The organism is Streptomyces sp. NPDC058683 (genome assembly GCF_042716195.1).
Lineage (GTDB): Bacteria > Actinomycetota > Actinomycetes > Streptomycetales > Streptomycetaceae > Streptomyces.
Genome location: NZ_JBHXSK010000076.1, coordinates 32,870 through 47,261, shown reverse-complemented (window position 1 = coordinate 47,261; position 14,392 = coordinate 32,870). Strand labels below are relative to the sequence as shown.

The 14,392-nt window shown below is 70.2% G+C and carries 12 protein-coding genes; 4 read left to right on the top strand and 8 right to left on the bottom strand.

What is annotated here, in order from left to right:
* The first annotated feature begins 157 nt into the window (after window positions 1-157).
* The 3 genes from ACFWXC_RS48670 to mgtA are packed head-to-tail and all read left to right on the top strand — an operon-like array spanning window position 158 to window position 5,929.
* Entirely contained in the window at window positions 158-883 is a 726-nt protein-coding gene (locus ACFWXC_RS48670) for a GAF and ANTAR domain-containing protein (protein WP_384489956.1), read from the top strand.
* Between the two features lie 25 nt (window positions 884-908).
* Window positions 909-3,320, top strand: coding sequence for a phosphoketolase (locus tag ACFWXC_RS48665; RefSeq protein ID WP_384489954.1), 2,412 nt, complete (start codon window positions 909-911; stop codon window positions 3,318-3,320).
* A complete protein-coding gene (gene mgtA, locus ACFWXC_RS48660) occupies window positions 3,302-5,929 on the top strand; it encodes a magnesium-translocating P-type ATPase (protein WP_384489952.1) in 2,628 nt (875 codons plus the stop codon). Before ACFWXC_RS48665 ends, mgtA begins: the two co-directional genes overlap by 19 nt.
* Window positions 5,930-6,005: 76 nt before the next feature.
* Here mgtA and ACFWXC_RS48655 read toward each other — a convergent pair whose 3' ends face one another.
* The 8 genes from ACFWXC_RS48655 to ACFWXC_RS48620 all read right to left on the bottom strand — a co-directional run bounded on the left by ACFWXC_RS48655 (window position 6,006) and on the right by ACFWXC_RS48620 (window position 12,753).
* Window positions 6,006-6,986, bottom strand: coding sequence for an SPFH domain-containing protein (locus ACFWXC_RS48655; RefSeq protein ID WP_384489950.1), 981 nt, complete (start codon window positions 6,984-6,986; stop codon window positions 6,006-6,008).
* 14 nt (window positions 6,987-7,000) lie between these two features.
* Window positions 7,001-7,291: a DUF5994 family protein gene (locus tag ACFWXC_RS48650; protein WP_384489958.1), complete on the bottom strand. Its 291-nt coding sequence runs from the start codon at window positions 7,289-7,291 to the stop codon at window positions 7,001-7,003.
* The gene (locus tag ACFWXC_RS48645; protein ID WP_384489960.1) at window positions 7,240-7,404 is read right to left on the bottom strand and encodes a hypothetical protein; all 165 of its coding nucleotides are present in this window, start codon (window positions 7,402-7,404) and stop codon (window positions 7,240-7,242) included. Before ACFWXC_RS48645 ends, ACFWXC_RS48650 begins: the two co-directional genes overlap by 52 nt.
* 84 nt (window positions 7,405-7,488) lie before the next feature.
* Entirely contained in the window at window positions 7,489-7,908 is a 420-nt protein-coding gene (locus tag ACFWXC_RS48640) for a hypothetical protein (protein ID WP_384489948.1), read from the bottom strand.
* Between the two features lie 265 nt (window positions 7,909-8,173).
* Complete coding sequence (locus tag ACFWXC_RS48635; protein WP_384489946.1) at window positions 8,174-8,611, bottom strand: DUF5994 family protein; 438 nt, start codon at window positions 8,609-8,611, stop codon at window positions 8,174-8,176.
* A 33-nt stretch (window positions 8,612-8,644) separates the two neighbouring features.
* Entirely contained in the window at window positions 8,645-9,646 is a 1,002-nt protein-coding gene (locus ACFWXC_RS48630) for an acyl-CoA desaturase (RefSeq protein ID WP_384489944.1), read from the bottom strand.
* A 1,392-nt stretch (window positions 9,647-11,038) separates the two neighbouring features.
* Window positions 11,039-12,499: a phytoene desaturase family protein gene (locus tag ACFWXC_RS48625; protein ID WP_384489942.1), complete on the bottom strand. Its 1,461-nt coding sequence runs from the start codon at window positions 12,497-12,499 to the stop codon at window positions 11,039-11,041.
* A complete protein-coding gene (locus tag ACFWXC_RS48620; protein WP_384489940.1) occupies window positions 12,496-12,753 on the bottom strand; it encodes a DUF3556 domain-containing protein in 258 nt (85 codons plus the stop codon). The genes ACFWXC_RS48625 and ACFWXC_RS48620 overlap by 4 nt, the downstream gene beginning before the upstream one ends.
* Window positions 12,754-13,270: 517 nt before the next feature.
* Between ACFWXC_RS48620 and ACFWXC_RS48615 the strand changes: the two genes are divergently transcribed.
* Window positions 13,271-14,284, top strand: a complete 1,014-nt coding sequence (locus ACFWXC_RS48615) for an ice-binding family protein (RefSeq protein ID WP_384489938.1) — start codon at window positions 13,271-13,273, stop codon at window positions 14,282-14,284.
* Window positions 14,285-14,392 lie beyond the last annotated feature (108 nt).

Below are 14,392 nucleotides of genomic sequence, written 5' to 3'. Positions count from 1 at the left end.
GACAGCGTGGTCGCCCACCGGATCCGTCTCTCGCCGGGCACGACTCCGTCCGGCCTGCAGTCGCCGGATGCACGACCCCCCGACACACAACCGCCGGATGCAGGACCGCCCATCGAGGAGCCCTGATGCTCACGCCCCACACACAGAGGTGCGCACGATGAAGGAACAGCTGATGGCCCGGACGTTCGTCGAGCTGGCGGACAGTCTCGTCGCCGACTTCGACCTCATGGACTTCCTGCGCCTCCTCACCGACCGCTGCGTCGACCTGCTCGACGCGAGCGCGGCAGGCGTCCTGCTCGCCGACCGTGAAGGCGTTCTGCGCGTCATGGCCGCCTCCGACGAACGAGTGCGCCTCCTCGAACTCTTCCAGCTCCAGAACCACGAAGGCCCCTGCCTGGACTGCTTCCACACCGGGATCACCGTGTCCGTTCCCGACCTGCGCGACGAAGCCGCCCGCTGGCCCCTGTTCACCGCCCAGGCCCAGCGCAGCGGCTTCACCGCCGTCCAGGCGCTGCCCATGCGCCTGCGCGACGAGGTCGTCGGCGCCCTCAACCTCTTCCACACCGCCCCGGGGCCCATCAGCCCCGCAGCCACCCCCTTCGCACAGGCCCTCGCCGACGTCGCCACCATCAGCCTGCTGCAACAACGCACCACCGAGCGCAGCACCCTCCTCAACGAACAGCTGCAGACCGCCCTCAACAGCCGCGTCCTGATCGAACAGGCCAAGGGAAAGCTCGCCGAACGCCGGCACACGGACATGGAGCGGGCCTTCACGACGCTGCGCGCCTACGCCCGCGCCCACAACCGCCGCTTGGCGGACGTCGCCCGCGCCTTCATCGACGAAACCGAGCACCTCCCCGGTCTCAGTCCGGGAAATTCCTGATCAGCCCCTGCGAGAAGGGTTCGCCATGCCACTTGGCCCCACTACCGGGACCTCCCTCGACACTCCGGGCACCCCCGACCGCCTCGACGAGGAGGAACTGAGCGCTCTGGATGCCCACTGGCGGGCGGCGAACTACCTGGCCGTCGGGCAGATCTACCTCATGTCCAACCCCCTGCTGACCGAGCCGTTGGCGCCTGAGCACGTCAAACCGCGGCTGTTGGGGCACTGGGGCACCTCACCGGGCCTGAACCTGGTCCACACCCACCTCAACAGGGTCGTCAAGGCGAGGAACCTGGACGCGATCTGTGTCTGGGGGCCAGGGCACGGCGGGCCGGCCGTGGTGGCGAACTCCTGGCTGGAGGGCAGCTACACCGAGACGTACCCGGACATCACCCGGGACGCGGCCGGCATGACCCGCCTCTTCCGACAGTTCTCCTTCCCGGGCGGCATCCCCAGTCATGTCGCGCCCGAGACCCCCGGATCGATCCACGAGGGCGGCGAGCTGGGTTACTCCCTCTCGCATGCCTATGGGGCCGCGTTCGACAATCCGGAGCTCCTGGTGGCCTGTGTGATCGGCGACGGGGAGGCCGAGACGGGCCCGCTGGCCGCTTCCTGGCACTCGAACAAGTTCCTCGACCCGGTACGGGACGGTGCCGTCCTGCCGATCCTGCACCTCAACGGCTACAAGATCGCCAACCCGACGGTCCTGGCCCGGATACCGGAGCCCGAACTCGACTCCCTGCTCAGGGGATACGGCCACGAGCCCCTCCACGTGACCGGGGACGACCCGCACGCCGTCCACCAGACGATGGCTCGCGCCATGGACGAAGCTCTGGACCGTATCGCCGCCTTCCAGCACGCCGCCCGTGCCGGTTCCGTCATCACCGAACGCCCGCGCTGGCCGGTGATCGTGCTGCGCACGCCCAAGGGCTGGACCGGACCCGCCGAGGTCGACGGCCTCCCGGTGGAGGGCACCTGGCGAGCACACCAGGTACCGCTGCCCGCCGTACGCGAAAACCCTGACCATCTACGGCAGTTGGAGCGATGGCTGCGCTCCTACCGGCCCGAGGAGCTCTTCGACGAGCACGGACGCCCGCGGGAACAGGTCCTGGCCTGCGTCCCCGACGGCGCGCACCGCCTGGGCGCCAACCCGCACACCAACGGTGGCCTGCTGCTGCGCGACCTGCCCCTGCCGCCCTTGGAGCGGTTCGCCGTCCCGGTCGACAAGCCCGGCTCGACGACGCACGAGCCGACCCGCGTCCTCGGCGACCTGCTGGCGCAGGTGATGGCCGACACGGGCGAGCGGCGCGACTTCCGTCTGGTCGGCCCGGACGAGACGGCCTCCAACCGCCTCCAGGCCGTCTACGAGGCGAGCGGCAAGGCATGGGAGGCCCAGGTTCTGCCCACGGACGAGCACCTGGAGCGCGGCGGCCGGGTACTGGAGATCCTCTCCGAACACACCTGCCAGGGCTGGCTGGAGGGCTATCTCCTCACCGGGCGGCACGGCCTGTTCTCCTGTTACGAGGCTTTCGTCCACATCGTCGACTCCGTGGCGAACCAGCACATCAAGTGGCTGCGCGTCGCCCGCCGGCTCCCCTGGCGCCGCCCGATCGCCTCCCTCAACTACCTGCTCACCTCGCACGTGTGGCGCCAGGACAACAACGGCTTCTCGCACCAGGACCCCGGTTTCGTCGACCACGTACTCAACAAGTCGCCGGAGGTCGTGCGGGTCTACTACCCCCCGGACGCCAACACCCTGCTGTGCGTGGCGGATCACGTGCTGCGCAGCCGCGACTACGTCAACGTCGTCGTCGCGGGCAAGCAGCCCTGCTTCGACTGGCTCGACCTCGGCGCCGCCCGCGCGCACTGCGCCCGCGGCGCCGGGATCTGGGCCTGGGCCGGCACCGAGTCCGACCCCGGCGAGCCCGACGTGGTGCTCGCCTGCGCGGGCGACGTACCCACCCTCGAAGTGCTGGCCGCGGCCTCGCTGCTCCGCCGCCACCTGCCCCAAATCGCAGTACGGGTGGTCAACGTGGTGGACATCGCCCGGTTGCTGCCCGCGGAGGAACACCCGCACGGCATGCCCGACAGCGAGTACGACGCGCTGTTCACCCCCGACAAGCCCGTCGTCTTCGCCTACCACGGCTATCCGTGGCTGATCCACCGGCTCGCCTACCGCCGCGCCAACCACCCGCACCTGCACGTGCGCGGCTACAAGGAGGAAGGCACCACCACGACCCCGTTCGACATGGTCGTACGCAACGACCTCGACCGGTACCGGCTGGTCATGGACGTCATCGACCGGGTGCCCGGTCTCGCGGTCCGCGCGGCGGCGCTGCGCCAGCGGATGGTCGACGTCCGCTACCGCCATCACGACTGGATCCGCGCCCACGGGGTGGACCTGCCCGAGGTGGCCGAATGGACCTGGAGTCAGTGACCACCCGTGCGGCAGAGCTGCGGGTGGGGGACGCCGCCGCCGAAGACGCGAAGGCCGTGCTGTCCACGCTCGCGAGCAGTCCCGAGGGCCTGTCGGGGGGCGAGACGGGTGAGGCGGCCGAACGGCTCGCGGCCGTCGGGCCGAACGCCGTACGCACGCACCACGTCCGCGTCCTGGCGGTCCTCGGGCGGCAGCTGCGCAGCGCCCTGCTGATCCTGCTGGCGGTGACGGCCGGGGTCTCGTACTTCTTCGGCGAGCGGACCGGCGCGATCATCATCGCAGGGATTCTGGTGCTGAGCGTGGCACTGGGATTCGTCAACGAGTACCGGGCGGAGAAGGCGGCACGGGCCCTGCACTCGCGGGTGCGTCACACGGCCGTCGTGATCCGGGGCGGCGCGGCCGGCGAGGTCGACGTGACCGAGCTGGTGCCGGGCGATGTCGTACGTCTGACACTGGGGCAGGTGGTGCCCGCGGACCTGCGCCTGCTGGAGTGCACCGCGTTCGCCTGCGACGAGAGCGTCCTCACCGGGGAGTCCGCCCCCGCCGACAAGGACCCGGAGCCGGTCGCCGCGGGGGCGGCGCTGGCCGAGCTGACCTCCTGCGCGCTGATGGGGACGGTGGTGCACGGGGGCAGCGCCACCGGAGTGGTCGTCGCCACCGGTGGCCATGCCGAGTTCGGGCGGATCGCCATGGGGCTGGGAGAACGGCAGCCGGAGACCGACTTCCAGGCGGGGCTGCGGCGCTTCTCCATGCTGCTCCTCAAGGTCGCCGCCGCCCTCACCACAGGGATCTTCGTCATCAACCTCCTGCTCCACCGCCCGCTGCTCGACGCCCTGCTCTTCTCGCTGGCCATCGCGGTGGGCATCACCCCGCAGCTGCTGCCCGCCGTGGTGAGCACGAGCCTGGCCACCGGCTCACGGCAGCTGGCGCGGCGCAAGGTCCTCGTCAAACGGCTGGTGTGCATCGAGGACCTGGGCGACATGGACGTCCTGGTCACCGACAAGACCGGCACGCTCACCGAGGGCCGCATCCGTTTCGAGTCGGCCCTCGACCCGGCCGGTACGCCCTCCGACACGGTGCTGAAGCTGGGCCTGCTGACCACCGAGGGCGACCTGGACCAGGTGGGCGGGAACGCGCTGGACGTCGCGCTGTGGCAGGCCACGGATGCGCCCCCGGCCGGACACCACCGGCTCGCGCTGCTGCCCTTCGACCACGACCGGCAGCTGGGCTCCGCGCTCGTCGAGCGTCCGGACGGCAGCCGCCTGCTCGTCGCCAAGGGCGCGCCCGAAGCGGTCCTGGCCCGCTGCGATGACGTACCTGAGGCGGCCGCGGCGGTGCTCCAGGAGCACTTCGCGGCGGGCAGCCGGGTGGTCGCCGTGGCCACCCGGGACACGCACGGGCAGACGTCCCTCACGGCCGCCGACGAGTACCGGCTGCGTCTGGCCGGCTTCCTGGTCTTCCTCGACCCGCCCAAGACCGGTGCCGCCGCCTCACTGCGCCGCCTCGCCGACCTCGGCATCACCGTCAAGATCTGTACGGGCGACAACGCGCTCGTCGCCCAGAAGGTCTGCGCCGACCTCGGCCTGCCGCCCGGCCGCGCCCTGACCGGCCAGGACATCGGGGCGCTGGACGACGACCAGCTGACCAGGGCGGCCGAGACCACCACCGTCTTCGCCCGCGTCTCGCCCCAGGACAAGGCCCGAGTCGTACGGGCGCTGCGCCGCCGGGGCCGGGACATCGGGTTCCTGGGCGACGGCGTGAACGACGCGCTGGCCCTGCACGCCGCCGACGTGGGGCTGTCCGTGGACACCGCGACCGACGTGGCCAAGGACGCGGCCGACGTCCTGCTTCTGGAGAAAGACCTCGGCGTTCTCGCCGACGGGGTCACCGAGGGCCGCCGGATCTTCGCCAACACCATCAAGTACGTCCTGATGGGCACCTCCAGCAACTTCGGCAACATGTTCAGCGCGGCCGGAGCCTCCCTGGTGCTGTCCTTCCTGCCGATGCTGCCCTCGCAGATCCTGCTCAACAACCTCCTCTACGACGCAGGGCAGTTGACCATCCCCACCGACCACGTCGACCCGGAGCAACTGCGCGCGCCCTCGCACTGGGACATCGCCTTCATCCGTCGCTTCATGCTCTTCTTCGGGCCCGTCAGCTCCGTCTTCGACTTCCTCACCTTCGCGGTCATGATCGAGATCTTCCACACGGGCGCCGATCTGTTCCGCTCCGGCTGGTTCGTGGAATCCCTCGCCACGCAGGCACTGGTCGTCTTCGCCATCCGCACCCGCCGGGTGCCGTTCTACCGCAGCCGGCCCAGCCGCCCCCTGCTGGTCAGCGCCCTAGGTGTCGTCGCCGTCGGTGTCGCGCTGCCGATGTCCCCGCTCGCGGGACCGCTCGGTTTCCGGTCCTTGCCGCTCGGGCTCGTCCTCGTCCTGGCCCTGATGGTCGTGCTCTACCTTGTGCTGATCGAGGGCGCCAAGCACGTCTTCTACGCCCGCGCCGACGCGCGGGCCGCGCTTCCACCGGTACGCCACCGCACCCTCCGGCATCGCATCCAACGCCGGGCCGGCCGCTTCAGCCACCCCGGACCGCTGCAACCCCAGTGACACGCTGTCAACGGGGCCAGCAGCGGCACCACCCCGCACCGAGACGATCACGTCACCCCGGGCAGGCCGGGAACGGTCAACCGCTCAGGGATTCCTCGGCGTCCCGCCGCGTCGGCCAGTTGTCCCGCCGATCCCGGGCCACCTCCGCACGGCAGCCGACCCGCTCTCCGGGCAGGGAGACCGACGGTGCGAGGGCCGGTGCGGGGATGGCAGGCTCCGGGATCACGGCCCCCGCGGAGAGCGCGGCGTGCCTGTCACTCCGGCGCACGAGCCGTCCGTCGGACTCGTCGTCGCTGTCCCTGCTCTGGTGCTCGAAGAAGCGGAGCATCTCCACGGGGAACGGCATCACGAGGGTGCTGTTCTTCTCGGCGGAGACGTCCACCACGGTTTGCAACAGGCGCAGTTGGAGTGCTCCGGGGGTGTCGGCCATGGTTGCGGCGGCGTCGCTCAGCCGCTGGGACGCCTGGAACTCTCCGTCGGCGGCGATGACCCGGGCCCGGCGTTCCCGCTCGGCCTCGGCCTGCTTCGACATCGAGCGCATCATCGACTCCGGAAGGGCGATGTCCTTGATCTCCACGCGCTCGATGCGCAGTCCCCAGGGTTCCTCGGTGGGGGCGTCCATCACCTTCTTGAGTTCCGCGTTGATGTGGTCCCGGTCGGAGAGCAGCGTGTCCAGATCCGCCCTGCCGATGACCGCACGCAGCGAGGTCTGGGCGATCTGGGAGACGGCGCTGGGGTAGTCGCGGACGTTCACCAGGGCCTTGACCGGGTCGATGACCTTGAAGTAGACGACCGCGTCGACGGTGAGCGTCACGTTGTCGGCGGTGATGGACCCTTGCGGCGGGATACCGAGGACCTCGGTCTGGACGGACACCTTCCGCATCCGGTCCCCGATCGGCCGGATGACACGCAGGCCGGGCCCACGGATGTCCGGCAGCAGCCGCCCGAAGCGGAACACCACGCCCTTCTCGTACTGCTGGACGTTGCGCAGGCTCAGGGCAAGCAGGACCAGCCCGGCCCCGGCGCACACCACCAGCACAGTGATCAGAACACCCATGGTTCTCACTTTCCTTACGTCGATGACGGTCCGGGACCCGAGCGGTCCGGGAAGCACACGGCACGGGAAGTACCCCGGCCTGTCGTCTGAGGTGCGGCCGGGGTCTCGGGCTGCTGTTGAGGCTCTGGTGTGTCGGCCCGGCTAAGCCGGGAGAACCCTGCAGTGCGTCGGTCCGGTCGGCCCGGGTGATGCCGGTGGCGGCCAAAGTCGCTCGCGTCGAGGCCCACGCGGGCGATGGGGCCAAGGCGGGTCGTCAGCGCGGTGAGGAGACCCGGCAGCCGGCTCCTGAGGTCGCGTGTCCGCAGCCACCACGCGCCGTCGAACGTCCCGTGCACTTGGTCGTCTCCATCCGCAGGACCGGGGTGCCGGGAAGCACCGGCTCCCCGTTGGTGTCCGCAAGGAGCCTGACGGTGTTCATGACGTCCTTTCCCTCATTTACGGGTGCGCCCGGCCCTTCCTCGGCCGGCTGCGGCCGTGGTGGCCACCAGGGTTCTCACGGCTCTCACCGCGCCGTCGGCGGAACGTATACGGCCGGGATCTGCGGGCGTGCTGCCGGATCGCGGACTTCGTGGTCTTCTTCGGAGTCCCAGGCCGTCTGCCCCGCCGAGTCGGCCTCCGACACTGTGCGCAGGCGCGCCGCCTCCACCATCAGCCGGTCCACGTGCGAGGTGCGCAGGCAGTCTCTGCCGGCGGCCATCAGCCAGCGGGCCGAGACGGGCGTCGGCTGCACCTGCCCGCCCATGGGCACCGCACCCGGGGAGGCCGGCCAGTACGGCTGGTTCGTCAGGCCCCCGGTGATCCGCCCCGACAGCAGATCGAGCACGGCGGTCGGCGAGGAACCGAGGGGAGCGGAGGGGATCCGGAGTGGCTTGGAGGAGGGCGTACTTCCGGGGATCGGCGTGGGGTAAACGGTCGCAGTCATGACGCGAACCCTGCTCCGGGCCGACCGGAACCGGCCCGGCGTGGTCAAATCGCCGAAAGTGACAACGACATGGAAGCCAGTGCACGAAATACCCTCGGTAACACCAGCGTACTCCGTCGACGGTCCGAGCGGACTCCCCCGTCCGGGCAGCGCAGCCGGCCAAGGACCGGGCACGTGGAGCCCGCCCGGCCGGGTCCGGTGACAACACACCCCCAGGCCCGCACCCGGGGTGCCGCGGACCCCGGGGGTGGTCCGGCGGCCACCGTCAACGAGCTGCGACTTCCAACCCCGCGCTGTCCTTCAAATCGGTGGCCATACTCTCCATCAGCCGCCCGGCCTCCGCGTCCGTGGCGGCGGGTGGCACCACCAGCAGGTCACACCTGCCGCGGCCGGGCGCCAGCAGGCAGACGGTGGACGGGGAGTGCTGGGTGGTCGTCCGGCGCAGGCGTACGACCTGGTTGGCGACGAGCAGCCGGTTCGGGAACGGGGACCATACGGTCTCGTCCACGAGGACGCTGGTGACCTGTCCCCAGGCGTGCGGCAGTCCGGCCAGCAGCCTGGGCAGTTCGGTCGCCAGATCGGGCGAGCGGGGCCACCATGCGCCGTCGATGCGCCGGGGCATGTGGCCCTGTGCCGGCTGGGACACCAGGCGTAGGCGGACGGCGGACAACGAGGAGAGCGGGGGCGGTGGGGCAAGTGTCATGAGAACTCCTGAACGGGATGCGGCCGCTCGGGCTCACGCGCGGCGGGCGGCGATACGGTCCGGGGTGGGCCAGCGAACGTCCCAGACCCAGCCGAGGCGTTCGAAGAAACGGATCACGGCGGCGGACGGGTCGAGCTGGCCGCGGTCGACGCCGTGCCGGGCGCAGGTGGGGTCGGCATGGTGCAGGTTGTGCCAGCTCTCACCGAACGAGAGCAGAGCCAGGGGCCACAGGTTGGTGGCGCGGTCGTGACGACGGGTACGGAACGGCCGCTCACCGATCACATGGCAGAGGGAGTTCACGCTCCACGTGACATGGTGGAGCAGAGCGATGCGGACAAGTCCCGCCCACAGCAGGGCGGTCAGTGCGGACACCCAGCTGCCGCCGATCAGCCAACCCGCGGCGAAGGGCAGCGCGAGGGTGAATACACACAGGGCCGGGAAGGCCCGGGACACGGCCCGGATGTCACGGTCGGCCAGCAGATCGGGAGCGTAACGCGCCGCTGACGTGGGGTCGTTGCGGAACAGCCAGCCGACGTGAGCATCCACCAGTCCGCGCAACTGGCCGCATACAGAAATGCCGTAGCGATACGGAGAGTGAGGATCGCCCGGCCGGTCGGTGAAGGCATGATGACGGCGATGGATGGCGACCCAGCCGATCACGTCACCCTGGAAGCTCATCGACCCGGCCACCGCGAGCGCGGTGCGCAGCTGCCGGACGGCCCGGTAACTGCCGTGTGTCAGGCCACGGTGGAAGCCGACCGTGACGCCGAGGCCCGTGACGGTGTAGAGCACCGCGGCGAGCAGGACATCGACGGGATGGATCAGGCGCCCCCACAGCAGCCAGACGGCCAGACCGAGTGCCAGGAACGGGAGGAAGACGATCAACGCTGTGATCGCCAGGGACAGCCGCTCGCTGCCGGTGCGCTCGGCAGCCGTTCCCTCGCGCGGGAAGGCTGCCCTCCCGTCGTACTCCGGGGACGGCGGGGCGCCTTCCGGCGGGACGGCGGACGGGGAACGGAGGATATGGAGAGACATGCGCGGTCCTTGACCTCGGTGACGACAGTGCGGCCGGGGTCTTGGGCTGCGCCTCTTGGACGGTGGGTGCGTAACGGCATCGCAGAGAGCGGATGCGAGTCGCACGGACGGTGGATACGGGAGCTATGTGGGCTTGGACTGGCCAGGACGTGGCGAGTGGGGGCGGGTCCGTCAGGCGGTCTCGCCCTGGTGGGTGCTATCGGCGGGCGGTCTGTGGAGTCGAGCCAAGAGCCGAGCGGACCGCCGGCGCGCGAGGCGCCCAGTGTGAGGTGCAGTCACGTGCCCGCTCCTGAGGGGCCGCGACGAGGACGAGACCGGTCCGAACACCGGCGTACGACGTGCCCTCGACGTTGTCAGCGTACTCCTGCCGCTCGGGACAGCCGCTCCGGCGCATCTTTGTGGTGCGGTGCCCGCCGAAACCACCGGCCGATGCCCGATGACGGGATGACGGGTTGGTCGATCACGAACTGCTCCCGGGACGACGAAGTGAATCCGCGACCAGTCACACTGTTGACCTTGCCGTCTCTCGTGTGGCAGCCCGGGGAGTCCCACTGACAGACCGGCTGCGACGACAACAGAGGTGGGCGGCGGGGCCGTCAGGTCGCCCTGGTCGGTGAGATCGGCGGGCGCGGGCATCTGCGCCACCTGCCAACAGCCCCTGCCCAGCAGGACATATACGGCACCAGGACCGAGACAGACCTAACGGAGTCCCACTGGGCGTCTTGTGCGAAAGCGGCTGCCCCAAACGCACTCTGGCCAGCGGCTATGGTGGAACCGGTCTTTGGGGAGGGGCCGGACACTTTCGCGCGAAATCCCAGGACACTTTCGCGTAAGTCACCAACGGTGCCCCCGCTGGCGATCCGACCGTGACCCAGTTCCGAAGGGACAAGCGGCTCCAAGAGGCTCCCGAACCTCGGCGCCTGCCGGTCACGTTGCGATGACCCTCGGAGGTGGCGAAGTGCAGGGCGGTCCGGCCGAGATCTGTCCACGGCGTCTAGGCAGGTCGGCGGCGAGAGCCCGACGGCACCTGCGGCGGCACCGAGGTAAAACACTGGGAGTGTTCCTGACGAATACGAAAGCGCGGTGTGGGAGGGTCACAGAGGACATGCTCGGGTAACTGGCCAGCCTCGGACTGGAGTGGGCAGGGGTCGGCCACGGGCTATCCAGGTGGGCCGTCATCAGATGACGGCCCACCTCGTGGGATCGAGCAGCAGATGTTCAGCTCGTTGGGAGGGCGGGGGCATCGCTCGTCGCAGGCCGGGGCACCTGCCACACGTGGACGGAGAGCAACCGTCTGATCGAACTCGGCCGCAAGGCCAACGGCGCCGTGGACTGGAACCTGGGGTCCGAGCAGGTCTCCAATGGCCTGGGCTGCACGAGCGAGGAGCACTTCTACGTACGCGAGTCCCGGGAGCGCTCCTGAGCCTGCCAGGTCGGGCGGCCCCCCAGGTGGCGCAGTGCTGATGCCGCCGCCCCGGCGCCGCACATGCCGTGCACTCCAGGGCCGGGTGGGGTGGCCGCTGAGCACAGGAACACTCCGGGCAGGCCAGTGGCGTACGGGTCCAGCGCCGGGCGGGCGCCCAGGAGGAGCTGGGAGGCTGTCTTCGCTCCGGTGAGGATGTCGCCGCCGGTGAAGTTGGGGTTGGCCGCTGCGAAGTCGGCGGGGCGGGTGACGTGTCGGCCCACGATACGTTCGTGTACACCGGGGGCGAAGCGTTCGAGCTGCCGGAGGATCGCCTCCGTGGCGTCGCCGTCGTAGCCGTGCGGGACATGGGCGTACGTCCAGACGGGGTGGACGTCGCCGACCGACCGGGAGGGGTCGGCAAGGTACTGCTGGCCGACCAGGACGAAGGGCCGTTCGGGCATCCGGCCCTGCGTCACGTCCCGTTCCGTCCGGGCTACTTCGGCGAGCGGGCCGCCGAGGTGCACGGTCCCGGCCCGGCGTGCCCGCTCGTCCCTCCAAGGCACGCCGCCCTCGACGGCCAGGTCCACCTTGAAGGCACCAGGGCCACGGCGGAAGCGCCGGTACGCGCCCGTCACGCGGGCGGGCAGCCTGTCGCCGTAGAGGGCGGCGACCTGACCGGGGTCGAGGTCGAGCAGAGTCACGTCAGCGGGCGGGATCTGCCGTCGGGCGGTGATCCGCACGCCGGTCTCGATCGTGCCGCCGGCGGCGAGAAGAGCCGCGGCCATGCTGCGGGCGATGGACTGCGAGCCGCCCTCGGCGACGGCCCACCCGGCGGCGTGGCCGGAGGTGAGGATGCCGAGCCCGATCGCCGAGACGAGCGGGTCCCAGAACGGCCGGAACGCGTGCGCCGCCACCCCGGCCCACAGAGCCTGGGCCTGCGGGGTCCGGAAGAGGCGCGCGAGGACCGCGGGAGGCAGCACGGCCGGGAGGCCGAACCGGGCGAGCAGCAGCGGGTGCGCCGGGATCCGCAGCAGCGGACCCATCACGTCGTGCGCGAGGGCGTCCCAGCGCCGCACCGAGGGCTCCACCAGGGCCCGGTAGCGGCGTCCGTCCGGGCCGAGCCCGGCGGCGGTCTCCGTGACGGAGCGCAGCAGGACCCCGGCCGTCCCGTCGTCCAGCGGGTGCACACAGTCGATCTCCGGCAGCCGCCAGCGCAGCCCGTGGCGTTCGAGGCCGAGGGCCCGGAGCGCGGGCGAGGTGACGGCCATGGGGTGGATGGCCGAACAGTGGTCGTGCAGCAGGCCGGGCAGGATCGCCTCGTGGCTGCGCGTGCCGCCGCCGACCTCGTCGGCGGCCTCCAGCAGCGTGACGTCCAGGCCATCCCGCGCGAGGAGGGCCGCAGCGGCGAGCCCGTTGGGCCCGCCACCGACGACGACCGCGGTCGTCATGACGCCAACCCCATGGGCGGAACGCCGGGCGCCGAGCGCAGCGCATGACGAGACACGGCACCGCACACGGGATAGTCCTGGCCATCGGTGGGCCCGGGCTGCCGGGTCACCATGTCGCGCACCGTGACGTGGCCTTGGTCGAGCAGGCCAAGGGCGACGTCGTGGATCTCATACGCCACAGTCTGCCGGTGGATGGGCTGCCCTTCCAAATGATCGCTAACGGCAGCCGTGCCCTTATTCCTCGGCGCTTCCATGCGCCGCGGGCCCGGGTGGGTGAAGTCCTCTTCGCAGGTACCTGGATTGCGGGGAAGTACGCTCCTCCGGAGAGAATCACGGAGCTGCTCATTTACTCAACACGCCGGTGAGGCGTCGGGTGTGGGGTGGGGGTGGTATTGACCCACGGGTCACGGATGCATGAATTGCTTTGCCGCCCGGGCTGACCTGGGATGTGGCGTCACCTTTTCACCCGTCTCGACCAAGCAGGCACGGCCATTCAGCCTATTAAAAATTTTCTCAGCATTTGCGATCGGCTCGTCAGGATCAGCAAAGCCGCGCGCATGGGTCGTAAGTTGGAGCATGCGCCTGCGTAATATTCCAGCGGCAGAGACAGGCGATTCTGTGTGACCGAGAACCGCCAAATACGTCTCCATCCCCCTCACAGGAGCTGGCCCTTCGATGACGCTCAATATCCCTGTCGCGCCTCTGCGGCGCACTTTGTCGGTATGGACCGCCGCGGTACTTGCCGTGGTGATCTCCGCTGTCGTAGTCGCTGTGTCACCGACCCAGGCAAGTGCCCTCGCCACGTTCGTAGATCTGGGCAGGGCGGACAGCTTCGCGGTACTGGCCGGTTCGGAAACCACCAACACCGGCCCCTCGGTGATCACCGGGGATGTCGGAGTGTCTCCGGGAACGTCCATCAGCGGATACGGGCCGCCCGCCGTGGTGAACGGGACCCAGCACTCCGCGGACACTGTGGCTCAGGACGCCCAGACCGACCTGATCACGGCGTACGACGACGCTGCCGGGCAGCCCTCCGACGGGGCACTTCCCCCGGACGCCGGTGGCCTGACGCTGGTTCCCGGCGTCTACACAGCCTCCTCCACTCTCGGGCTCACCGGCACCCTCACCCTGGATGCCCAGGGGGACCCCAACGCCGTCTGGGTGTTCCAGATCGGTTCGGGTCTGACGACGGCGTCCAGCAGCCGTGTATCCCTCGTCAACGGCGCCTCGCCGTGCAATGTGTTCTGGAAGGTCGGCAGTTCGGCCACTCTTGGCACCAGCACCGCCTTCGTGGGCAACATCCTGGCCATGACCTCGATCACTGTCACCACGAGCGCGACCATCGAGGGACGGGCGCTGGCCCGTAACGGCGCCGTGACGCTGGACACCAACACGATCACCCGGCCGCAGTGCGCGACTGGCACTACGGGTGGCACCACGACGGCTGGCACTACCGGTGCGACGACTGCCGGTACCACCGGTGACACAACGGCCGGCACCACCGGCACCACGACCGCCGGTACCACCGGTGACACAACAGCCGGCACCACCGGCACCACGACCGCAGGCACCACCGGTGACACAACAGCCGGCACCACCGGCACCACGACCGCAGGCACCACCGGCACCACGACCGCAGGCACCACCGGTGACACAACAGCCGGCACCACCGGTGGCACCTCCGGTGGGAACGGCCATGGCTGCAAACCCGAACACAACGGGTACGGCAACGACTATGGCGACAACCCCGGCCAGGACGACAGCTACGGCTGTGACCCTGCCTAGCATGCGCGACCCACTCCAGCGGGGTGACTGCTCGCAGGCAGCCACCCACGTGTGCGAGTAGGAACCGGTGGCGTGCGGCGCGGGTCGTCATCGATTCCGCCGCGCGCC